General features: G+C 54.1%; 23 protein-coding genes. 13 read left to right on the top strand and 10 right to left on the bottom strand.

All coding sequences use genetic code 11. From position 1 onward, the window contains the following. Nucleotides 1–4: 4 nt before the first annotated feature. Nucleotides 5–1,366 (bottom strand): aminodeoxychorismate synthase component 1, encoded by a 1,362-nt coding sequence (pabB, locus tag KXR87_RS07185; protein WP_437431580.1) that lies wholly within the window; start codon nucleotides 1,364–1,366, stop codon nucleotides 5–7. Nucleotides 1,367–1,449: 83 nt separating this feature from the next. On the opposite strand from pabB, the gene KXR87_RS07180 reads away from it, so the two are divergent. Both KXR87_RS07180 and KXR87_RS07175 read left to right on the top strand, forming a co-directional pair. After that, the gene (locus tag KXR87_RS07180) at nucleotides 1,450–1,635 is read left to right on the top strand and encodes a YoaH family protein (RefSeq protein ID WP_437431579.1); all 186 of its coding nucleotides are present in this window, start codon (nucleotides 1,450–1,452) and stop codon (nucleotides 1,633–1,635) included. Between the two features lie 23 nt (nucleotides 1,636–1,658). Beyond that, the gene (locus KXR87_RS07175) at nucleotides 1,659–2,711 is read left to right on the top strand and encodes a hypothetical protein (protein ID WP_437431578.1); all 1,053 of its coding nucleotides are present in this window, start codon (nucleotides 1,659–1,661) and stop codon (nucleotides 2,709–2,711) included. 34 nt (nucleotides 2,712–2,745) lie between these two features. Here the strand turns inward: KXR87_RS07175 and KXR87_RS07170 are convergent, their stop codons facing one another. After that, nucleotides 2,746–3,090, bottom strand: a complete 345-nt coding sequence (locus tag KXR87_RS07170) for a RidA family protein (protein WP_437431577.1) — start codon at nucleotides 3,088–3,090, stop codon at nucleotides 2,746–2,748. Nucleotides 3,091–3,198: 108 nt separating this feature from the next. Between KXR87_RS07170 and KXR87_RS07165 the strand changes: the two genes are divergently transcribed. The 5 genes from KXR87_RS07165 to rnd all read left to right on the top strand — a co-directional run bounded on the left by KXR87_RS07165 (nucleotide 3,199) and on the right by rnd (nucleotide 9,573). Continuing rightward, on the top strand, nucleotides 3,199–5,109 hold the full coding sequence (locus KXR87_RS07165) for an ATP-dependent DNA helicase (protein WP_437431576.1): 1,911 nt from the start codon (nucleotides 3,199–3,201) through the stop codon (nucleotides 5,107–5,109). Between the two features lie 59 nt (nucleotides 5,110–5,168). Next, nucleotides 5,169–5,864: a tRNA (adenosine(37)-N6)-threonylcarbamoyltransferase complex dimerization subunit type 1 TsaB gene (gene tsaB, locus KXR87_RS07160; RefSeq protein WP_437431575.1), complete on the top strand. Its 696-nt coding sequence runs from the start codon at nucleotides 5,169–5,171 to the stop codon at nucleotides 5,862–5,864. Between the two features lie 37 nt (nucleotides 5,865–5,901). Then, nucleotides 5,902–6,483 carry a Slp family lipoprotein gene (locus tag KXR87_RS07155; RefSeq protein ID WP_437431574.1) on the top strand — a complete coding sequence of 194 codons (582 nt, stop codon included), beginning with the start codon at nucleotides 5,902–5,904 and terminating at the stop codon, nucleotides 6,481–6,483. A 205-nt stretch (nucleotides 6,484–6,688) separates the two neighbouring features. Then, a complete protein-coding gene (gene fadD / locus KXR87_RS07150; RefSeq protein WP_437431573.1) occupies nucleotides 6,689–8,374 on the top strand; it encodes a long-chain-fatty-acid--CoA ligase FadD in 1,686 nt (561 codons plus the stop codon). 71 nt (nucleotides 8,375–8,445) lie between these two features. Next, nucleotides 8,446–9,573 (top strand): ribonuclease D, encoded by a 1,128-nt coding sequence (gene rnd / locus KXR87_RS07145; RefSeq protein ID WP_437431662.1) that lies wholly within the window; start codon nucleotides 8,446–8,448, stop codon nucleotides 9,571–9,573. A 99-nt stretch (nucleotides 9,574–9,672) separates the two neighbouring features. Here rnd and minE read toward each other — a convergent pair whose 3' ends face one another. Genes minE through minC form a run of 3 tightly spaced genes read right to left on the bottom strand, consistent with a single transcriptional unit; the run spans nucleotide 9,673 to nucleotide 11,474 of the window. Then, entirely contained in the window at nucleotides 9,673–9,939 is a 267-nt protein-coding gene (gene minE / locus KXR87_RS07140) for a cell division topological specificity factor MinE (RefSeq protein WP_437431572.1), read from the bottom strand. Nucleotides 9,940–9,942: 3 nt separating this feature from the next. Beyond that, the gene (gene minD / locus KXR87_RS07135; RefSeq protein ID WP_437431571.1) at nucleotides 9,943–10,755 is read right to left on the bottom strand and encodes a septum site-determining protein MinD; all 813 of its coding nucleotides are present in this window, start codon (nucleotides 10,753–10,755) and stop codon (nucleotides 9,943–9,945) included. A gap of 23 nt (nucleotides 10,756–10,778) precedes the next feature. Continuing rightward, complete coding sequence (gene minC / locus KXR87_RS07130; RefSeq protein WP_437431570.1) at nucleotides 10,779–11,474, bottom strand: septum site-determining protein MinC; 696 nt, start codon at nucleotides 11,472–11,474, stop codon at nucleotides 10,779–10,781. A gap of 123 nt (nucleotides 11,475–11,597) precedes the next feature. Between minC and KXR87_RS07125 the strand changes: the two genes are divergently transcribed. The 3 genes from KXR87_RS07125 (at nucleotide 11,598) to KXR87_RS07115 (ending at nucleotide 13,218) form a co-directional block, all read left to right on the top strand. Further along, nucleotides 11,598–11,867 carry a YcgL domain-containing protein gene (locus KXR87_RS07125; protein WP_437431569.1) on the top strand — a complete coding sequence of 90 codons (270 nt, stop codon included), beginning with the start codon at nucleotides 11,598–11,600 and terminating at the stop codon, nucleotides 11,865–11,867. 151 nt (nucleotides 11,868–12,018) lie between these two features. Beyond that, nucleotides 12,019–12,678 carry a fumarylacetoacetate hydrolase family protein gene (locus KXR87_RS07120; protein WP_437431568.1) on the top strand — a complete coding sequence of 220 codons (660 nt, stop codon included), beginning with the start codon at nucleotides 12,019–12,021 and terminating at the stop codon, nucleotides 12,676–12,678. 93 nt (nucleotides 12,679–12,771) lie between these two features. Then, the gene (locus KXR87_RS07115; protein WP_437431567.1) at nucleotides 12,772–13,218 is read left to right on the top strand and encodes a YcgN family cysteine cluster protein; all 447 of its coding nucleotides are present in this window, start codon (nucleotides 12,772–12,774) and stop codon (nucleotides 13,216–13,218) included. A 5-nt stretch (nucleotides 13,219–13,223) separates the two neighbouring features. Here KXR87_RS07115 and KXR87_RS07110 read toward each other — a convergent pair whose 3' ends face one another. Together KXR87_RS07110 and dsbB are read right to left on the bottom strand one after the other, a co-directional pair. Further along, nucleotides 13,224–13,565, bottom strand: coding sequence for a DUF1971 domain-containing protein (locus KXR87_RS07110; RefSeq protein ID WP_437431566.1), 342 nt, complete (start codon nucleotides 13,563–13,565; stop codon nucleotides 13,224–13,226). A 92-nt stretch (nucleotides 13,566–13,657) separates the two neighbouring features. Then, entirely contained in the window at nucleotides 13,658–14,188 is a 531-nt protein-coding gene (dsbB, locus tag KXR87_RS07105; RefSeq protein ID WP_437431565.1) for a disulfide bond formation protein DsbB, read from the bottom strand. Nucleotides 14,189–14,518: 330 nt separating this feature from the next. Here dsbB and fadR point away from each other — a divergent pair, with 330 nt between their 5' ends. Beyond that, nucleotides 14,519–15,238 carry a fatty acid metabolism transcriptional regulator FadR gene (gene fadR / locus KXR87_RS07100; protein ID WP_437431564.1) on the top strand — a complete coding sequence of 240 codons (720 nt, stop codon included), beginning with the start codon at nucleotides 14,519–14,521 and terminating at the stop codon, nucleotides 15,236–15,238. Nucleotides 15,239–15,278: 40 nt separating this feature from the next. Here fadR and KXR87_RS07095 read toward each other — a convergent pair whose 3' ends face one another. Next, nucleotides 15,279–16,811 carry a SpoVR family protein gene (locus KXR87_RS07095; RefSeq protein ID WP_437431563.1) on the bottom strand — a complete coding sequence of 511 codons (1,533 nt, stop codon included), beginning with the start codon at nucleotides 16,809–16,811 and terminating at the stop codon, nucleotides 15,279–15,281. Between the two features lie 318 nt (nucleotides 16,812–17,129). On the opposite strand from KXR87_RS07095, the gene KXR87_RS07090 reads away from it, so the two are divergent. Then, nucleotides 17,130–18,428, top strand: a complete 1,299-nt coding sequence (locus KXR87_RS07090) for a D-amino acid dehydrogenase (RefSeq protein ID WP_437431562.1) — start codon at nucleotides 17,130–17,132, stop codon at nucleotides 18,426–18,428. 14 nt (nucleotides 18,429–18,442) lie between these two features. Then, complete coding sequence (gene dadX, locus KXR87_RS07085) at nucleotides 18,443–19,513, top strand: catabolic alanine racemase DadX (RefSeq protein ID WP_437431561.1); 1,071 nt, start codon at nucleotides 18,443–18,445, stop codon at nucleotides 19,511–19,513. Between the two features lie 15 nt (nucleotides 19,514–19,528). Here the strand turns inward: dadX and KXR87_RS07080 are convergent, their stop codons facing one another. Together KXR87_RS07080 and ldcA are read right to left on the bottom strand one after the other, a co-directional pair. Continuing rightward, nucleotides 19,529–21,262 carry a potassium/proton antiporter gene (locus tag KXR87_RS07080; RefSeq protein WP_437431560.1) on the bottom strand — a complete coding sequence of 578 codons (1,734 nt, stop codon included), beginning with the start codon at nucleotides 21,260–21,262 and terminating at the stop codon, nucleotides 19,529–19,531. 132 nt (nucleotides 21,263–21,394) lie between these two features. Continuing rightward, a complete protein-coding gene (ldcA, locus tag KXR87_RS07075; protein ID WP_437431559.1) occupies nucleotides 21,395–22,306 on the bottom strand; it encodes a muramoyltetrapeptide carboxypeptidase in 912 nt (303 codons plus the stop codon). Nucleotides 22,307–22,367 lie beyond the last annotated feature (61 nt).

The raw sequence follows: 22,367 nt of genomic DNA, 5'->3' as shown, positions 1-22,367 counted from the left end.
CTTCTCATTTCTCCAGTTGCTGCAATATGCGGTTAACCTTATCAAAAGTCTCCTGATATTCCGCCTCCTCATTACTGTCGGCCACAATGCCGCCCCCCGCTGAACAGTAGAGCTGACCCTGCCATGCCGTTAAGGTTCGGATGGTTATGCTGGTATCCATCGTGCCGCAGAAACTGAGGTAGCCAATGCTGCCGCACCACGCGTTACGCCGTTGTGGCTCCAGCGCGTCAATGATTTCCATGGCCCGAATTTTTGGCGCACCGGTAATCGAGCCGCCCGGAAAGGCCGCACGCAGGAGATCGCTGGCATGCTTTTCTGGCGGCAGCGTCGCGGTAATGGTGCTGACAAGGTGGTGTACCGCCGGGAAAGGCTCGACCACAAAAAGTTCCGGGACGCGAACGCTACCCGGCACGGCCACACGACCAATATCGTTCCGCATTAAATCTACAATCATCAGGTTTTCAGCGCGGTCTTTTGGCGACCCTGCCAGTTTTTGCGCCTGCTGGATATCTGCCTGCGGATCGTTCAGACGAGGCAGTGTGCCCTTAATCGGCCGGGTCTGGATGCGGTCACCGGATATCTGAATAAACCGTTCAGGTGAAAGGCTTAAAATCGCGCCATCATCAAGACGGATAAAGGCGCTGAACGGCGCGCGATTTGAGTGATTAAGGCGCACAAATGCCTGCCACTCATCTCCTTCATAGCGCGCCTGAAAGCGTTGAGCAAGATTGACCTGATAGCAGTCGCCGCTTCGTATCCATGCCTGAATCTGGCGGAATTTCTCTGCGTAGGTTTGGCTATCCATATTTGACTGCCAGGGGGAGGTTAAGCGAAAAGGTTGCGACGCGACGGCAGACTGCTGCATAAGCCAGGCGTAGCGTGCCTCAACATCCTGATAGCTCAGCAGCGTGACCTGCTGCAGGTGGTGGTCAACAATGATTGCCCAGTCGTATATGCCTACTGCCATATCAGGCAGCGTGATGTCGCGTTCCGCCTGAGCGGGTAAGGTCTCAAAGCGACGCCCCAGATCGTAACCAAACAGCCCCAATGCGCCGCCCTGAAAAGGCAGTCCCTCGCAAAGGTCGGGCTTAAAGGGTGCTGCCTCCAGACTGCGGCAAAGCAGGGTCAGCGGATCCTCGGTGGATGTATGACTCCCGTTGCTATCGTGAATATGTGTGGTTTGCCCTGAGGTCACAAGCGTTGAGAGCGGGTCTGCCACCAGAATATCGTAACGGTTATAGGTATGCTCCGCGTGCCCTGAATGCAGCAGCATGGCCCAGGGTAAATGCTGGAAGGAAGAAAAATAGTATTCGGCAGCATCAGACTGCCAGGGTAGTGCCATAATGGCAGGTGTTGTTGAGTTCATTGTTCCTGGCTCTTAACGCCAGCGCTGGCGCATAGCCACGGCGCATGAAATAATTAGCGCCAATAATTTAGCAGGAGTTACCCATGTTTGCAGGTTTACCTTCCCTTAGTCATGAACAGCAGCAAAAAGCCGTTGAGCGCATCCATGAGCTGATGTCGCAGGGCATGAGCAGCGGGCAGGCTATCACTCAGGTAGCTAATGAATTACGCGCCAGCCACAAAGGGGAACGCATCGTGGCGCGTTTTGAGGACGAAGACGAAGACGAGTAACCGCCGGAACATGGAGGCAGAAAATGGAAAATAACATGCCGGAGAAGATACCTGATGCAATTCTGGCATTTATCACCGCGGCAGTGACGCCAGGCGACATACTGCTTCCCTTTCACTACCCTCAGCCAGCGCAATGGCATGCATGGCATAGCGGTTACCGCTGGCACGGCATTACCGGGGAAAATCTTGTCGCGAAGACTCCCGGTATGTGGCAGCCTGGCTGGTATCTGATTGCGCTTAACGGGCTGGACGATCCTTTTTTTATCAATCTTGACGAGGCCGCGCAGGGCTATCCGGTCTATTACGCGGCGCACGGTGCGGGTAGCTGGCAGGCAGAACGCATCGCCCCCAACCTGGACGCCTTTCACACCCTGCTTGCGCAACTGCATCATGCTGACGAGGCGACCGCACTGGCGTTACTGGACGCTCATACTGAACCTGAGAGCCGCTTCTGGGGCGAACTTCGGGAAACGTGGCTGTCAGAGGAGAATGAAGAAGATAGCGATACTCGCGTCGATCCCCTGGACTGGCAGGCGGGACGCCTTCTTATCACCGGGACGGGGCCGCAGAAGCTTAAGGTGGTTCACGTCCTCAGAAAAGCGCTTAATCTGCCGCTTGCCGGTGCGTTAGGGTTCGTCGCCAGCCTGCCCGTATGTGTGGGCGAGGACTATCGACTGCGCTTGCGCCCCCTGGAGCGGGCGCTACAGGACACCGGCGCGACCCTCATCTTTGAGCCCATCGGCCCGGCGCTTGAAACGCTGCGACTGAATATCGCGCTCGGCATCGGGGCGCTGATTGCCTGCGTGAAGGCCGGGCAAGGGACCACGCTTGACTACAGCCTCTACTCCATGCGGGAGGGGGCGTTACAGGAGGGGGATGTGCTCTTTGTGGCGGGCGGCGATGACGATGAGGACGCAATGCCTACGGGACGCTACCCTCACTTCGCCTGCATGGGCGAGCATTTTCAGTCTGTCGTGGAACTGGCGATTGCGCAAAAACCCCATGCCAGCGATGCTGAAATCATTCGGGCGCTTAATCATTATCTTGAGCGGGACGACTTCCTGGATATGGAGTAAATTCCGGCGCCGGGTGTGCGCCGGAAGGTGTCTGTCAGACGGCGGCAATAATCTTTATTTCGACTTTATATTTCGGGTTCATCAATCCCGCCTGAACGGTACAGCGTACCGGCGCATGTCCGGCCACGACCCAGGCATCCCAGGCCTTGTTCATTGCGGCAAAATCACTCTTCTCAACCAGAAAAATGGTGACATCCAGAATACGGGTCTTGTCACTGCCCTGTTTAGCCAGCACCGCGTCAATTTGCGCCAGCGTATTGGCCGTCTGCTCGAAAGCGTCGGCATCAAGATTTTCGGGTACGCCAGTGTAGTAAAGCGTTTGATGATGGATTACGGCGTCAGACATTCGGGCATCAGCGTCAATGCGGGTAATGGTCATACTTTTTTCCTCGTGCTTTTTCTTATGAAGGCAGAAGACTGCCACAGACTGGCGTAAAACCCAATGCCCTGACATAATCGCTGGCGATTTATCCAGTGTGGGGGCAGTGTGACGGACGATTTTGCAACAGACGGTCAGTTGGCCAAAGCGATAGCAGGCTTTAAGCCGCGAGAGCCGCAGCGCCAGATGGCCCGGGCGGTTAGTGAGGCTATCGCACGAACGCAACCGCTGGTGGTTGAAGCGGGAACCGGTACCGGGAAAACCTATGCTTACCTGGCCCCTGCGCTGCGTGCAGGTAAAAAGGTGATCATCTCCACCGGCTCCAAAGCCCTGCAGGATCAGCTTTACAGCCGCGACCTGCCAACGGTTGCAAAAGCGCTGGCTTACGCCGGAAGAACGGCATTGTTAAAAGGGCGTTCGAACTATCTCTGCATAGAGCGGCTGGAACAGCAGGTTCTCGCTGGCGGCGACTTGCCCGTGCAGACCTTAAGCGATGTCATTATGCTGCGCTCCTGGTCGAATAATACCGTGGACGGTGATATCAGCACCTGCGCAAGCGTGGCGGAAGATTCAGCCGCCTGGCCACTGGTCACCAGCACCAACGATAACTGCCTGGGTAGCGATTGCCCGATGTATAAAGAGTGCTTTGTGGTCAAAGCACGTAAAAAAGCCATGGATGCGGATGTGGTGGTGGTGAATCATCATCTTTTTCTCGCCGACATGGTGGTCAAAGAGAGTGGTTTCGGCGAACTCATTCCCGAAGCCGATGTGATGATTTTCGATGAAGCGCATCAGCTCCCGGACATTGCCAGCCAGTATTTTGGTCAGTCGCTTTCCAGCCGACAACTGCTCGATCTGGCTAAAGATTTCACCATCGCCTACCGCACGGAGCTTAAAGACACGCAACAGCTGCAGAAATGCGCCGACAGGCTCGCGCAAAGTACCCAGGATTTTCGCCTGCAGCTCGGCGAACCGGGTTATCGCGGTAATCTGCGTGAATTACTGGCAGACGCCCATATCCAGCGCGCCTTGCTGCTGCTCGATGATGCGCTGGAGCTTTGCTACGACGTCGCGAAATTATCCCTGGGCCGTTCTGCTCTCCTCGATGCCGCCTTTGAGCGCGCCACCCTCTACCGGGCCCGACTTAAGCGCTTAAAGGACTATAACCAGACCGGGTACAGCTACTGGTATGAATGCACCTCCCGCCATTTCACCCTCGCGCTGACCCCGCTGTCGGTATCCGATAAATTCCAGGAGGTGATGGCACAAAAGAAAGGCAGCTGGATTTTCACCTCCGCCACGCTCTCGGTAAATGATGATCTTCACCACTTCACCGCGCGTTTAGGCATCAATGACGCGGACTCCTTACTGCTGCCTAGCCCCTTTGATTATGCCAGTCAGGCGCTGCTGTGCGTGCCGCGCAATCTGCCGCAAACCAATCAGCCGGGGGCGGCCCGCCACCTGGCTGCCATGCTGAGGCCGATTATCGAAGCGAATAATGGCCGCTGCTTTATGCTCTGTACCTCCCACGCCATGATGCGTGATCTGGCCGAACAGTTTCGCGCCACCATGACCCTCCCGGTACTGTTACAGGGAGAAACCAGCAAGGGGCAACTCCTCCAGCAGTTCGTCAGCGCCGGGAACGCCTTGCTTGTGGCGACCAGCAGCTTCTGGGAGGGCGTGGATGTGCGCGGCGATGCCCTGTCACTGGTTATCATCGACAAACTGCCCTTTACCTCCCCGGATGACCCTTTGCTCAAGGCCCGTATGGAGGATTGCCGTCTGCGTGGAGGTGATCCCTTCGATGAAGTCCAGCTTCCGGATGCGGTTATCACCCTCAAACAGGGAGTAGGGCGCTTGATTCGTGATGTGGACGATCGCGGTGTGCTGGTGATTTGCGACAACCGTCTGGTCATGCGTCCCTATGGCGCCGTGTTTCTCTCCAGCCTCCCCCCGGCGCCACGTACCCGTGATATTCAGCGCGCCGTGGCATTTCTGGCGGCGGGCGAAGCGGAGTAATTTGCCGGAGACTGTGTTAAGATACGCGCCATTTTGTATTACCGGGACGTCTATTACCCATGCGTATTCTGGCTATTGATACCGCCACTGAAGCGTGCTCCGTTGCCCTGCACGACAACGGAGCAACCTTTGCTCACTTCGAACTTTGCCCTCGCGAACATACACAACGCATCCTGCCGCTGGTCAATGATGTGCTCACGCAAAGCGGGGTGACCTTAACTTCTCTCAATGCACTGGCATTCGGCCGTGGTCCGGGCAGTTTTACCGGCGTTCGTATTGGTATCGGCATCGCCCAGGGGCTGGCACTTGGCGCGGAACTGCCCATGATTGGCGTCTCGACCCTGGCCACGATGGCAGAGGGAGCATGGCGCAAAACCGGCGCTACGCGCGTGCTCGCCGCGATTGATGCCCGCATGGGAGAGGTCTACTGGGCCGAGTATCAGCGTGACGAAAACGGCATCTGGCAGGGCGAAGAGACCGAAGCTGTGCTCAAGCCTGAGGCGGTTGTGTCGCGTCTGGCCGCACTGGAGGGAAGCTGGGCGACGGTCGGGACCGGCTGGAAAGCCTGGCCGGAAATGGGTGCTGTCACTCACCTTACGCTTACCGACGGCCATATCGAACTGCCGACGGCAGAAGATATGCTGCCTATTGCCCAACACCTGCTGGCGCAGGGGCGCACCGTTGCCGTTGAACACTCAGAACCTGTTTATTTGCGAAACGAAGTGGCATGGAAGAAACTTCCCGGCCGTGAATGAATCTCAGTAGTACGAGCTACGTTTCAGGAGTCGCATCATGGCGAATCAAAAAAGGGTTTTGCGCTGGCTGTCCGCAGGTATTGTGGCGCTGGTGCTCAGTGGCTGTGTCTCTGTGCCTGACGCGATCAAAGGAAACAGTCCGACGCCGCAGGAGGATCTGGTCCGTGTGATGAACGCGCCCCAGCTTTATATCGGCCAGGAGTCACGTTTTGGCGGCAAGGTTGTGAAGGTGATTAATCAGAAAGGCAAAACCCGACTGGAGATCGCCGCCGTGCCGCTGGACAGCGGGGCGCGTCCGCGCCTTGGTACGACCTCGTTCGGCCGTATTTATGCTGACGTAAACGGCTTTATCGATCCGGTTGATTTCCAGAATCACCTGGTGACGATAGTAGGGCCGATTACCGGCGTCTACGACGGCCAGGTGGGGGGCGCGCCCTACACGTTTCTGGTGGTAAATGCGCAGGGGTATAAACGCTGGCATATAGCTAAACAGGTGGTGTTGCCTCCGGCGCCGATGGATCCCTGGATGATGGGGCCGCATCCGTGGCGATATGGCTACGGTGGCTGGGGCTGGTATAACCCTGGCCCGGCATACGAGCAAAGCATTGTAACAGAGTAGTTTTCTGTTCTGCCTGGCAAACAAAACAGCGGCTGGTCCGCTGTTTCTTTATTTGAATGTCGATAAGAAAAATAATTAGTGACGCGCTTCGCAACCTTCAGTTTGCACAATTAATAAACTGGTACGCTGAGTTAATATTATGTTAACGACTTGTTTATTTAACGGGGTTGAGATGACGTCAAATATCCATTTTAGAGGTGATGCATTGAAGAAGGTTTGGCTAAACCGTTATCCCGCCGATGTTCCGGCAGAAATCAACCCCGACCGTTATCAATCTCTGGTTGAACTTTTTGAACATGCCACGGCGCGCTATGCGGATCAGCCTGCGTTTGTGAATATGGGGGAGGTCATGACCTTCCGCAAACTGGAAGAGCGTAGCCGGGCCTTCGCCGCCTATCTGCAGCAAAGCCTGGGGCTTAAAAAGGGCGATCGTGTGGCATTGATGATGCCAAACCTTCTGCAATACCCGGTCGCGCTGTTCGGTATTCTGCGGGCTGGTATGGTGGTGGTGAATGTTAACCCGCTCTATACGCCGCGTGAACTGGAGCATCAGCTCAACGACAGTGGCGCTGCCGCGATTGTCATTGTCTCCAACTTTGCTCATACCCTGGAAAAAGTGGTTGATAAGACTCAGGTCCGTCATGTGATTCTGACCCGTATGGGCGATCAGCTTTCTCCTGCCAAAGGCACCCTCGTCAACTTCGTGGTTAAGTACGTTAAACGCCTGGTGCCGAAATACCATCTGCCGGACGCCATCTCCTTTCGTCGTGCTCTGCAAACCGGTTACCGACAGCAGTATATCAAGCCTGATGTGGTCACAGACGACCTGGCCTTTCTGCAATATACCGGCGGTACAACGGGCGTTGCCAAAGGGGCGATGCTGACTCACCGGAACATGCTGGCAAACCTTGAGCAGGTCAATGCGACCTACGGCCCGTTACTGCACCGTGGTACTGAACTGGTGGTAACCGCGCTTCCGCTCTACCATATTTTCGCCCTGACCATGAACTGCCTGCTGTTTATCGAGCTCGGCGGGCAGAACCTTCTCATTACCAACCCGCGCGATATACCGGGCCTCGTCAAAGAACTGGCGAAATACCCCTTTACCGCCATGACCGGGGTTAACACGCTCTTTAATGCGCTGCTGAATAATGAAGAGTTCCGCAAACTGGATTTCTCCACCCTCCATCTTTCTGCCGGCGGCGGAATGCCGGTGCAACAGGCGGTTGCCGAACGTTGGGTAAAACTGACGGGACAGTATTTGCTGGAAGGATATGGATTGACTGAATGTTCCCCGCTGGTGAGCGTGAATCCGCATGATATCGACTACCACAGCGGCAGCATTGGTCTGCCGGTGCCCTCCACCGAAGTAAAACTGGTCGATGACGAGGGCAACGAAGTCATTCACGGCCAGCCAGGAGAGCTTTGCGTAAAAGGGCCTCAGGTGATGCTCGGCTACTGGCAGCGCCCGGATGCCACGGACGAAATCATCAAAGACGGCTGGTTATATACCGGTGATATTGCGGTGATGGATGACGAAGGGTTTATGCGCATCGTCGATCGCAAAAAAGATATGATTCTGGTGTCAGGTTTCAACGTCTATCCGAATGAAATAGAAGACGTCGTAATGCAACATGCCGGAGTGCAGGAGGTGGCTGCCGTTGGGGTGCCTTCCGAAAACAGCGGCGAGATGGTTAAGCTTTTTGTAGTGAAAAAAGAGGCCTCGCTGACCGAAGAGGCGCTGATTGCCTTCTGTCGCCGTCAGCTCACTGGCTATAAGGTGCCGAAAAAAGTGGAGTTTCGCACTGAACTGCCAAAATCCAACGTGGGCAAAATTTTACGACGAGAATTACGTGACGAAGCCCGCGCCAAAGTGGACAATAAAGCCTGAGCTATGCGTTAGTCGCCTGAACGCCGGTTAATCCGGCGTTTTTTATGGGCGCAAACTTAAGAGAAAATGATTTGAATTACCAGATGATCACCACGAACCAGGCGCTGGCGGCGCTATGTGAAACTGCGGGTGCAAAAGATGCTGTCGCCCTCGACACCGAGTTTGTCCGCACCCGTACTTACTACCCGCAGCTTGGATTAATTCAGCTGTTCGACGGTGAACAACTCGCGTTGATCGACCCGCAGGCCATTACCGACTGGGCACCGTTTCGCACACTGCTTGGCGACACCCGCGTAACCAAATTCCTTCATGCCGGCAGTGAGGATCTTGAAGTTTTCCTGAATGCCTTTGGCATGTTGCCGCAACCGATGATTGATACTCAAATCCTCGCGGCATTCTGTGGCCGGGCGCTCTCCTGGGGCTTTGCCTCGATGGTAGAGGAGTTCACCGGGCTTGCCATCGATAAAAGTGAATCCCGCACCGACTGGCTCGCGCGTCCCCTGACCGACCGTCAGTGTGATTACGCCGCCGCCGATGTCTGGTATCTGTTGCCGATTGCACACAAGCTTATGGCGGAAACGGCGCAGGCAGGCTGGCAGGAGGCCGCGCTTGACGAGTGCCGTCTGATGATGCAACGCCGCCAGGAGATCCTTGCGCCGGAAGACGCCTGGCGTGATATCAGTAACGCGTGGCAGCTGCGTACGCGACAGCTGGGGTGCCTGAAATTGCTGGCGGACTGGCGTCTGCGTAAGGCGCGGGAACGCGATCTTGCGGTGAACTTTGTAGTGCGCGAAGAGAATCTCTGGGCAGTCGCACGCTACATGCCAGGCAGCATGGGTGAGCTGGATAGCATAGGGCTGTCAGGCAGTGAAATCCGTTTTCATGGTAAAACCCTGTTAGCACTGGTAGCGCAGGCGCAGGCCCTGCCGGATGCCGACTTGCCTGAACCGCTATTAAATCTTGTTGATATGCCCGGCTACCGTAAAGCGTTTAAAGACATTAAAGCGCTGGTGCAAAAAGTCAGCGAAACCTCAGGTCTCAGTGCGGAATTACTGGCGTCACGTCGGCAGATTAATCAGTTACTGAACTGGCACTGGCAGTTAAAAACGACCACCACGCTGCCGGAATTAATCAGTGGCTGGCGTGCAGAATTGATGGCCGATCAACTTAAAAAAGTATTAGCAGATTATCCCCGGTAATCCCTGTAAATAAATACAGGCTTTTTACATGCGGCAATAAAAAAAGGCAGAGGATATCTGCCTTTTTATTTACCTCTGACAACTGTCGTTGCCAAAAAGTTATTTTGTCTCTTCCGGTTCCGGAAGGGTGACGTTTAGTTCCAGAATGGAAATATCATCACCTTTTTGCTCGAGCTGAACGGTGACCATTTCAGGATCAATTTGCACGTATTTGCAAATCACTTCCAGAATATCGCGTTTCAACTGCGGCAAATAATGTGGTTCTGCATCGCTCCGGCGACGTTCAGCAACAATAATTTGCAGTCGCTCTTTCGCGATGTTGGCGGTGTTCTTTTTTCGTGAGAGAAAAAAGTCGAGTAATGCCATAACTTATCCTCCGAACAGGCGTTTGAGGAAACCTTTCTTCTCTTCTTCGATGAAGCGAAAAGGGCGTTCTTCTCCCAACAGGCGATCAACGGTATCGGCGTAGGCTTTACCGGCATCGGCAGTGGCGTCCAGAATAACCGGCTCGCCCTGGTTGGATGCACGAAGCACAGACTGATCTTCCGGGATCACGCCAACCAGTTTAATGCGCAGAATTTCCAGCACATCTTCCATGCTGAGCATATCACCTCTGTTAACGCGCCCTGGGTTGTAACGGGTTAACAACAGATGCTCTTTAATGGGATCCTGACCATTTTCCGCTCGACGGGATTTCGAAGCAAGAATACCAAGGATACGGTCAGAGTCTCGCACGGAAGAGACCTCCGGGTTGGTCGTGATGATGGCTTCATCGGCGAAGTACAGCGCCATCAGCGCCCCGGTTTCAATGCCTGCCGGTGAGTCGCAAATGATGAACGCAAAATCCATTTTGTTGAGTTCATCCAGCACTTTTTCCACGCCTTCGCGGGTCAGTGCGTCTTTATCACGGGTCTGAGAGGCGGGGAGAATATAGAGATTCTCGGTGCGCTTATCTTTAATCAGCGCCTGATTCAGGGTCGCATCACCCTGAATGACGTTAACAAAATCATAAACCACACGGCGTTCGCAGCCCATAATCAAGTCGAGGTTACGCAGGCCAATATCGAAATCGATAACAACGGTCTTGTTTCCCTTCTGGGCCAAACCAGTAGCGATGGCCGCGCTGGAGGTTGTCTTACCAACGCCCCCTTTACCCGAAGTAACAACAATAATGCGTGCCATAGGAGTTCCTTGTTAAAAAGGGCTTAATCTAACGGTTGAATAGTCAAAGCGTTACCCACCAAGAGTAAGCGTGCCGCTTTGCCATAATAATCGGCCGGGATTTGATCGCTCAGCCAGTACTCCCCTGCGATGGAGACCAGTTCCGCCGCAAGGTGACTACAAAATATTTGTGAATCCTGTGCGCCGCTTGCCCCTGCCAACGCACGTCCACGCATCATGCCATATACGTGGATATTACCATCAGCAATAAGCTCTGCACCCGCGCTGACATGACTGGTGACAATCAGGTCACTGTCAGGCGCATAGATTCGCTGCCCGGAACGAACGGGGGTATCTATCAGGCGCGTTTTGGTTACCGTCGAGGCAAGCGGGGCCGCAGCGACCGGCTCGGGGGCCGGGCGCGGTGCTTTTTCTTTCCCTTCGGTTAGAAGAGGAAGACCCGCGCGTTCAATCTCCGCTTTCAGTTCGCTGTCCTGACAACCACTGATACCAACAACGCGCAAGCCAGTCGCCATTATTGCTTGTTGCAAAGGCGGCCAGTTGACCGGATTACTGAGAGCGGAAACATTAATAACAATGGGGGCATGATTTAAAAATGCGGGAGCCTGAGCGATTTTGTCTTCTAACGCCTGGCGAATAACCTCGGGCTTTGCATCATGCAAATGAACCACTGATAAGGTGAAACTACTGCCTTTTAGCTCGATGGGCGCGTTTGACATCCTGACCTTACTCATTTTGCTATTATCACTGCCAACCGAGTGATATTCCGAAGACTATCAAGCATGTTATAGTCACTATTATATTCAGGCAAGTAACCACCCATTAATTCAGAGTAATTATGTATGTTTTGTGTGATCTACCGAAGTCCCCTGCGTGATGAGACATATCTGTATGTCGAAAAAAAAGACGATTTTAGCCGCGTGCCGGAAGAATTAATGAAAAGTTTCGGCCGTCCGCAGCTGGCGATGATCCTGCCGCTGGACGGGCGCAAAAAACTGGCGAATGCTTCACTGGAAAAAGTAAAAAACGCGCTGACTGAACAGGGTTTTTATTTACAGTTACCTCCGCCGCCAGAAGATTTGTTAAAACAGCATATTTCCTTAAACGACTAAAACCTGTCGATATCAATGTGGTGGATCGATTCCGCCACATCTCCCCCCTCTTTTTACCTTTTTCCCGGCCCGTTTCGATATTTGACAAACTTCCAGGCTGCGCGGATAGTCATTTTTCTCTCATGTTCAGTATGTTACTCAGGGGAAAACTATGTATCAGCATCATAACTGGCAGGGCGCGTTGCTGGATTATCCGGTAAGTAAAGTCGTCTGTGTGGGGAGCAACTACGCCAGGCATATTAAAGAGATGGGCAGCGCTATGCCGGAGGAGCCGGTGCTTTTCATTAAACCTGAAACCGCGCTTTGCGATCTTCGCCAGCCTCTCGTTTTACCAGAGGGGCTTGGCGCTGTGCATCATGAAGTGGAGCTGGCGGTGCTGATTGGCGCGACATTGCGCCAGGCTACGGAAGACCATGTTCAGAAAGGGATTGCCGGTTATGGCGTGGCGCTGGATCTTACTCTGCGTGAGTTGCAGGGTAAAATGAAAAAAGCAGGGCAGCCCTGGGAGAAAGCAAAAGGCTTTGATAACGCCTGCCCGATTTCGGGTTTCATTCCGGCGGCGGAATTTAACGGTGATCCGCAAAACATACCGCTTGGACTGAAAATCAACGGGGAAGTGCGCCAGCAGGGCACGACCGCTGACATGATTCACAAAATAGTGCCGCTTATTGCCTACATCAGCCGTTTCTTCACCCTGAAAGCGGGCGATGTGGTGCTGACAGGCACACCGGACGGCGTCGGCCCGCTTCACAGCGGCGATGAACTGGATATCAGTTTTAACGGACTTTCCCTTACCACCCGTGTCCTCTGACTCTCTTTGCCGCCGCAAAAGGGCGGCAAAACTTGCATCCCTCTGCCAGACTGGTTATAAGGTGCACCCTGGTTTTAAATGGCGAACTGACTGATGAACGACACACCCTTCTGGCAAAGCAAAACGCTTGAGCAAATGACAGACGCAGAGTGGGAATCACTGTGTGACGGCTGTGGCCAGTGCTGCCTGCATAAGCTTATGGATGAGGATACGGATGAGATCTATTTCACCAACGTGGCCTGCCAACAGCTGAATATCAAAACCTGTCAGTGTAAAAATTATGAACGGCGTTTTGAGTACGAGCCGGACTGCATCAAACTGACCCGGGACAATCTTCCTACGTTTGAATGGCTGCCGCCGACTTGCGCGTACCGGCTGCTGGCTGAAGGGCAAAGCTTACCACTCTGGCATCCGCTGCGGACCGGTTCGAAGGAGATGATGCACAAACAGCGCATCACCGTCCGTCATATTGCGGTCAAAGAGTCGGAAGTGCGCGACTGGCAGGACCATATTTTAAACAAGCCTGACTGGGCGCAGTGAAGCCGTCACCCCTTTTTCGCCTGGAACAGTTCATCGCTCCCGTTATCTTCTGCAACCCAAAAGTTGATGTTGAAACGGGCATCCTCACTTAATTCGATACGATGCCAGTATTGCGGCGGGCTGGTGGCAAACTGGCCTGCATTAATTACCGTTTTTACTTCATGTTCGGTCGCCTGCTCATTGGCGAACCCGAAATAGGTGACCGTACCTTCCATCACCACCAGTTGCCCGAATACGCCTGCCGCGGTGTTGTGGTGTGAGAGTAGCGCAGCTGGCACATTCTCTTTAGTAAAAAAGGGTGTAGAGCGTTTTACTTTCCAGTTGGCAGGAATCAGTAAATGCGACATAAAAACCTCCTCTTTAAAGTTGCATTTAAAATAAAACTTATGAGAACGATTCGCAATTGGCAGACAAAAAAAAGCGCCCTGAGGCGCTTTTCTTATCGACCAAAAAGGTCGCGTTTTTTCGGTTTTAAGGGCTGGGCAATCAGCACCAGCACGGCAACGATAAAGTAGGCGACAAAGATACCCAGTAGCCACTGCGGCATCTCCAGCGAAAGAAATTCCCACTGTTTTTGAGCGCAGTCGCCAGAGGCGACAAATACCTGAGGCAGCCATTTATCGAGCGGCAACCACGTCGGAAAACGGGCGGCGAAATCGCAGGTCATAAAGGGGGAGGGGTGTAACTGAATCATGGTATGTTCATAGGCCAACTGGATACCGCGCCAGGCGCTATAGAGCCATAGGGCAATCGCAACATAGCGTAACGGGGATTTCGGCGCAATCGCACCTACCAGACCCGCCCCCATGACGCCAAAGAGCGCCGAACGCTCATAAATACAAAGAACGCAGGGTTTCAACAGCATGACGTGCTGGAACCATAACGCCACAAGTTCAAGTGCCAGCGCAGTAAACGCCATCAACAGCCAGGCGCCGCGCCCGCGAGAGCACTGGTTTAAGTATCGCAACATAATCATTTCCCTGGGACACGCGTAGACAACGCAGTGTAAACGAATTCCCTTCGCAAACCACTATCACATAAGAAAATAATACGTAATTGGATGTTTAGCAGGCAGGGTGTTAAACGGTTTCGTAAACAATGTAATCAAAGCGCTAATAGCACCTTCGGCTACATGGCAATCTGACGCGCGTGCACGGTTTTCTTCAGAACAGCAGGCCAGGCGGATGAATCTTGTAAATTGGGTAGCCGATCCCCTTTTTCTTAAGCCCCTAAGCTATCTGCCCCAGAGCGGGTCTGGTATGATGAGTGATATTTGCTTAGTTGTAATGGAAATCTCACTATGGTCATAAAGGCGCAGAGCCCGGCGGGTTTCGCGGAAGAGTATATCATCGAAAGTATCTGGAACAGCCGCTTCCCTCCCGGGTCGATTCTTCCAGCAGAACGCGAACTTTCCGAACTGATTGGCGTCACCAGGACCACTTTGCGTGAAGTGTTACAGCGTTTAGCTCGCGATGGCTGGCTGACGATTCAGCATGGTAAGCCGACAAAAGTGAATAACTTTTGGGAAACCTCCGGGCTGAATATTCTGGAAACACTGGCGCGACTGGATCATGAGAGTGTTCCGCAGCTTATCGACAATCTCCTCTCCGTTCGCACTAATATCGCCACCATCTTTATCCGCACGGCCTTTCGCCAGCACCCGGACCAGGCGCTGGAAGTGCTGGCCAGAGCGCGCGAAGTAGAAGATCACGGCGATGCTTTTGCCGAGCTTGATTACAATATTTTCCGTGGTCTTGCGTTTGCGTCAGGTAACCCTATTTATGGCCTGATCCTGAACGGCATGAAAGGCCTTTACACGCGTATTGGCCGTCACTATTTTGCGAGCCCGGAAGCCCGTAGCCTGGCGCTCGGCTTTTATCATCGACTGGGGGAGTTGTGCGAGCAGAAGCTGCATGACCAGGTTTATGAAACCGTGCGTAAATACGGGCATGATAGCGGTGAAATCTGGCAGCGCATGCATAAAAACCTCCCGGGCGATCTGGTTATGCACGGGCGATAAAACAGCAAAACCCCTCATTCGAGGGGTTTTTTACAATACGCTACAGGACGTTGCTACGCGCCGGACAGCGTTCCAGCAGCTCCACGCTACCATCTTCATTTTGCTGTTCCAGCGTAACGTCAAACCCCCACAGACGATGTACATGCTTAAGCACTTCACGACGCCCCTTATCGAGAGGCGCACGGTTATGCGGGATATAGCGCAATGTCAGCGAGCGGTCGCCACGCAAATCCACATTCCACACCTGAATGTTAGGTTCGAGATTACTCAGATTATATTGTGACGACATCTTATTGCGGATTTCCCGGTAGCCTTCTTCATTATGAATAGCGGAAATTTCCAGATAGTTGTTGCGATCGTCGTCAAGCACCGTAAACAGGCGGAAATCCCGCATCACCTTCGGCGACAGGAACTGGCTGATAAAGCTCTCATCTTTGAAATCACGCATGGCGAAATGCAATGTTTCAAGCCAGTCGGAACCTGCAACATCCGGGAACCAGTATTTATCTTCATCCGTGGGTGACTGGCAGATGCGTTTGATATCCTGGAACATGGCAAAACCCAGGGCATAAGGGTTAATGCCACTATACCAGGGGCTGTTATAAGGGGGCTGGAAAACGACGTTGGTATGGCTGTGTAAGAATTCCAGCATAAAGCGATCGGTGACTTTACCTTCATCATACAGATGGTTCAGGATGGTGTAGTGCCAGAACGTTGCCCAGCCTTCGTTCATAACCTGCGTCTGTTTTTGCGGGTAGAAATACTGACTGACCTTGCGCACAATGCGCAATATCTCACGTTGCCAGGGCTCCAGCAGCGGCGCGTTTTTCTCCATAAAATAGAGCAGATTTTCCTGCGGTTCGGAGGGGTAACGGCGCGCTTCAACCACTGCTTTTTCTTCTTCACGTTTCGGCAGGGTGCGCCAGAGCGTGTTCACCTGACTTTGCAGATACTCTTCACGGCTTTTCTGGCGGGCTTTCTCTTCCTGTAGCGAAATTTTTTGCGGCCGTTTATAGCGATCGACCCCGTAGTTCATCAGGGCATGGCAGGAGTCGAGGAGTTTTTCCACCTCCTCTACGCCATAACGCTCTTCACAGTCGGTGATGTAATTTCTGGCAAAGATAAGGTAGTCAACAATGGAGCTGGCGTCAGTCCAGCTTCTGAACAGGTAATTGTTTTTAAAGAAGGAGTTATGACCATAGCAGGCATGTGCCATTACCAGCGCCTGCATGGTAATGGTGTTCTCCTCCATCAGGTAGGCGATACAGGGATTGGAGTTGATGACTATCTCGTAAGCCAGGCCTTGCTGGCCATGCTTATAAAGGCGTTCCGTTTCGATAAACTTTTTACCGAATGACCAGTGCGGATAGTTAATAGGCATCCCGACACTGGAATAGGCATCCATCATCTGTTCAGAGGTGATGACTTCGATTTGATGCGGGTAAGTGTCAAGGCGGTAGAGTTTCGCCACCCGATCGATCTCGGCGAGATAAACATCCAGCAGATCGAAAGTCCAGTCAGGTCCATCACTGAGACGTACAGAATCCTTATTCATGGAATCAATCGTAGCCATTAGCGCGCCCTCATTGTTAACAACCCTCTCTGTATGGAAGGTCTCATTTCAATGATAGAACACACAATAAAAACTGTGGGTTAGCGGCATTTTTTTCTTCACGATTTCTTCCGGGGAATGACGCGATTTCGGCCATCTGTTTAGCATTTTATGCTAAGGCGAAAGAGTGCGCAGCAGGAGATGCCAACTTTATGAATACCTTTATTTACCGAAAGGTGTGAGAAGTATCACCATAAAAAAGGCATATGTTGAATAACATTTTCATCTGGGTTATCAATTTGTAATCAGATGATTGTGCTTTACTCATGGGAGCAGGCTATGCGAGTTGTGGTACTGGGAGGAGGCGTAGTGGGGGTCACCAGCGCGTGGTATTTACGCCAGGCAGGTCATGAGGTGACAGTAATCGACAGAGAACCCGGGCCCGCGCTGCAAACCAGTGCGGCCAACGCCGGCCAGATTTCCCCCGGCTATGCGGCACCCTGGGCTGCACCCGGTGTGCCTTTAAAAGCCATCAAATGGATGTTTCAGCGCCATGCACCTCTGGCCATAAGCCTTGATGGCACCCCTTTCCAGCTCAAATGGATGTGGCAGATGCTGCGCAACTGCGACACCCGCCACTATATGGAAAACAAAGGCCGGATGGTCCGACTGGCGGAGTACAGCCGCGACTGCCTGAAGCGATTGCGCGACGAAACCGCCGTTCAGTATGAGGGGCGGCAGGGCGGCACGTTACAGCTCTTTCGCACTGCCGAGCAGTATGACAACGCCAGCCGAGATATTACCGTGCTCAAAGATGCGGGTGTTCCCTACCAGTTGCTGGAAGCGTCCCGCCTGGCGGAGGTCGAACCGGCGCTGGCCTCCGTGGCGCATAAACTCAGCGGCGGGCTGCGTCTGCCCAATGATGAGACCGGTGACTGCCAGCTCTTCACCCGCAACCTTGCCGACATGGCCGCACAGCAGGGGGTTATCTTCCGCTTCTCAACGCCGGTGGATCGGCTGCTGTATGAAAGCGGGCAAATTTATGGAGTCAAGTGTGGTGACGAGATAGTTAAAGCGGATGCTTATGTGATGGCCTTCGGCTCGTACTCCACCTCCATGTTGAAAGGTATCGTCGATATTCCCGTCTATCCCCTTAAGGGTTATTCCCTGACCATACCTATTGCGGATGAGGCGGGCGCGCCCGTTTCTACTATTCTCGATGAGACGTACAAAATTGCTATTACCCGCTTCGATAAACGTATTCGGGTAGGGGGCATGGCCGAAATCGTTGGGTTTAATACCCTGTTACGCGAGCCCCGGCGTGCCACGCTTGAAATGGTGGTCAAGGATCTTTTCCCGCACGGCGGGCATATCGAACAGGCCTCCTTCTGGACGGGGCTGCGCCCGATGACGCCAGACGGCACACCCATTGTCGGGCGTTCACCCTTCAAAAACCTGTGGCTCAATACCGGTCACGGTACGCTCGGCTGGACGATGGCCTGTGGCTCTGGTCAGTTGCTTAGCGATTTGATTTCAGGGCAGACCCCGGCTATCCCCTGGGAAGATTTAAGCGTAGCGAGATATCAACCAGGGTTTATGCCAGGCCGTCATCAGCAACTGCATGGCGCGCATAACTAACGCAAGGAGAGAGAATGTCACGTCCTGTTCAGGCCACGATCGATTTGCGCGCGCTGCGCCACAATCTCCAGGTCGTTCGCCGTGCCGCACCCGCCTCGCGTGTCTGGTCGGTGGTAAAAGCTAATGCTTATGGTCACGGTATTGACCGGGTCTGGCGTGCGCTTGAGGGCACGGACGGGTTTGCGCTTCTCAACCTTGAGGAGGCCATCCTGCTGCGCGAGCGCGGGTGGAAAGGCCCCATTCTGATGCTGGAAGGCTTCTTTCATGCCGATGAGTTGCCCCTGTTTGACAAGTACCGTCTGACAACCAGCGTCCACAGCAACTGGCAGTTGAAAGTTCTGCAGGACGCGCAGCTCCATGCGCCGCTGGATGTCTACCTCAAAATGAACAGCGGCATGAACCGGCTCGGTTTCCAGCCTGAGCGGGTGCAAAGCATCTGGCGTCAGCTTCGTGAAATGAAAAACGTCGGTGAGATGACCCTGATGGCCCATTTCGCCAGCGCCGAATTGCCGGAAGGCATCACTGAGGCGAGCGAGCGGATAGCGCGCGCCACCGATGGGCTGGCGTGCACCTGCTCGTTTTCCAACTCGGCCGCCACGCTCTGGCACCCGGAGGTGCATGCTGACTGGGTGCGTCCGGGCATTGTGCTTTACGGCGCGTCGCCATCGGGGCAGTGGCAGGATGTGGCTGACAGCGGTATCCGCCCGGTAATGTCCCTCACCAGCCAGATTATCGCCGTGCAAACCCTTCAGGCGGGGGATGGCGTCGGCTACGGCAGTCGTTACCGGGCGAGCAGGGAGCAACGCATCGGGGTGGTGGCATGCGGCTATGCGGATGGTTACCCACGACTTGCGCCAAATGGAACGCCGGTAATGGTTGACGGCATTCGCTCTGTGACCCTGGGGGCCATTTCGATGGACATGCTTACGGTGGATCTTACCCCTTGCCCGCAGGCAGGCATTGGCACGCCGGTCGAATTGTGGGGGAGGGAGGTGAAGATAGACGAAGTGGCGTCTGCCGCTGGCACGGTGGGCTATGAGCTTATGTGCGCGCTTGCCCCACGCGTGCCAGTAGTGACGGTGTAACTCAGGCCGGGGCGGTTACTCCGCCTCCTCTTCTGCCACGCGAACCCCTACCTTGAGAACCGCGTTTTCCGCTTTTTCCGCAACCGTCCAGACCATACCCGCGAACTCGACCTGATCGCCAACCACGGGAGCGGCACCCAACAGTTGCTGCACAATTTCTCCGAGCGTTTGCTGCTTGTCACGGTACTCCAGCCCGTCTTCCAGACCATAAATCAGGGCAACGTCGGCAAATTTCGCGCTGGCTTCCAGAATAAAATCGCCGAAAAAGCGCTGGTCAAGGGCGACAGGAGGCGTCTGGCTGAACAGTTTGCCAAGAGCCGGCAGATCCTTTTCCCGACCGATTACGCAGAGCACATCCCCTTCACGCAGCCGGGTGCTGCCGGTCGGGTGGAGCAGGGTATTATCGCGAAACAGCGCTGCAATGCGCGTTTCAGCAGGCATATGCAGATCACGCAGGGCGGCACCCACACACCATTTGTCAGCACTCAGTTGATAGACAAATTGTTCCCACGGGTTCTCAGGGTGGATATCCAGGCCAAGCCGCGAAACCGGCATGCCAACAGGTGGCACCACGACCCTGGCTTTTCTGGCAGCCCACGAGAGCGATGTCCCCTGGAATAAGAGCGAGATAAGCACCACGAAGAAGGCCAGGTTGAAAAACAGACGGGCATTATCCAGCCCTGCCATCATCGGGAAAACCGCCAGAATGATGGGCACCGCGCCGCGTAACCCCACCCAGCTTATGAATACCCGTTCGCGTAGCGTGAAACCGCGAAACGGCAGCAGTCCGGCAAAGACAGACAGCGGACGGGCCACAAAGATCATCCATGCGGAAAGGATCAGCGCAGGCACGGCAATAGGCAACAGATCGGACGGCGTCACCAGCAGCCCAAGCACCAGGAACATACCGATTTGTGCAAGCCAGGCCAGGCCGTCAAAGTTCTGCTGAACCGCATAGCGGTTGCGGATCGGGCGGTTACCCAGCACAAAACCACAGAGGTAGACTGCGAGAATACCGCTACCGTGAATGGCAGTGGTCACCGCAAACACCAGAATGCCGCCACTCAGGGCCAGTAAAGGATAGAGTCCGGCCGGGAGGTCGATCCGGTTTATCATTTGCAGTAAAAAATAGCCGCCGCCAAGCCCCAGTAAAATACCCAGGCCAAAATCCTGCACAATATGTACCGCGAACATCCAGCTCAGGCCCAGATTGTGCTGCTGAATCATCTCAATCAGGGTGATGGTTAAAAATACCGCCATCGGATCGTTACTGCCGGATTCTATCTCCAGCGTTGAGCCCACACGTTCGTTGAGCCCTTTACCGCCCAGCAGCGAAAAGACGGCTGCGGCATCCGTTGACCCGACGATTGCCCCGATGAGCAGCCCTTCAATCAGATCCAGATGAAACAACCACGCGGCCATCATGCCGGTTAAACCCGACGTGATAAGTACCCCCACAGTCGCCAGCGACAGCGCTGGTCCCAGCGCCACGCGAAAGGAGCTGGCCTGGGTTCGCATCCCGCCGTCGAGGAGGATCACCGCCAGCGCCAGGTTACTGATCATATAGGCAATCGGATAGTTGTCGAACGGGATACCACCAATACCATCAATACCAGCCAGCATACCAATGGCAAGAAAGATAACCAGGATAGGAATACCGAGACGGGACGAAAAAGAACTTAATAAAATACTGCAGGTTACAAGGACAGAACCCAAAATAAACAGACTAATTACTGCCTCAGCGTCCAATGTCGTGCTTCTCCTCTCGACGTCGCTCCACCAAAAGACCCGCGCACCGGCAGCCTGCAAGGGCACGGGGTTGAAAACCTCTTTATATTAACGGCAGAAAAAATGAATTAATAAGCCGAATGAATAATATTTTTATGCAGACAGCACAGGATGACCGGTGATTGTCAGCGTTGATGTCGCCTCATGGTGCAATACCGCGTGGGCGCCCAAAGGCAGGGTGACGGTCTGCTGCTCGTGTCCGAATGCCAGCCCGGTAATCACCGGAATAGTCAGTCGGCTTCTCAGGTAGTCCACCATCGTCAGTAAAGTGTAGTCTGCATCGTACTCATTCGGTCTGACGCCACTGAAACTACCCAGAATCAGTGCCTTCTGACGTGCCAGTACACCGGCATGCAGTAACTGCATGACCATGCGTTCGACACGGAAGGGATGCTCATTAATGTCTTCCACAACAAGAATGCCGTCATCAATGGCCGGAAACCAGGGGGTGCCCAGTAGCGAGGTCAGCATCGCCAGATTGCCTCCCCACAGCGTCCCGTCGGTTTTACAACGCGGCCCGTCTCCCTCCCATTCCACCACCAGCGTCGGGTTGCTTAACGCGCGCCAGAAATGATCCAGTGTGAAATCGTCGAGGGTGGGGGCGCCGAAATTGGCGGCCAGCATCGGGCCACTGAAGGTAATGACCTTTCCAAGAGCCAGTAGTCCTGACTGAAAAACGGTAAAATCGCTATGACCACAAATCAGCAGCGGCTGCTGTTGCTGGCGCGCAATCAGCGCCGGCCAGTCCACCTTGTCCAGCAGGCGACTGGCGCCATAGCCACCGCGCACGGGCAGCACGATAAGATTGTCCCCCTCTAAGCCCGCAAGCGTATTCAGATCCTCAAGGCGTTCCGGGTCGCTGCCGGCGAAACGGGTATCCCGACGGGCGATCACCTGACGGTTATCCACCTGGTGACCCATTGCCTCCAGACGTTGAACTCCCAGCGCCGCAGCGGCCTGATTAATGCAATAGCCGGACGGCGCGATTAAATGAAACCTGGACATGGCAATTCCTTGCTGACATCTGATCGGAAATCGTTATCATGCCGCTTACCCTGTTCGTTGT

Source organism: Yokenella regensburgei (genome assembly GCF_051486985.1).
Taxonomy (GTDB): Bacteria; Pseudomonadota; Gammaproteobacteria; order Enterobacterales; family Enterobacteriaceae; genus CBFFRJ01.
Note: the sequence above shows the minus strand (reverse complement) of the source record. Positions and strands in the feature narration are given on the sequence as shown.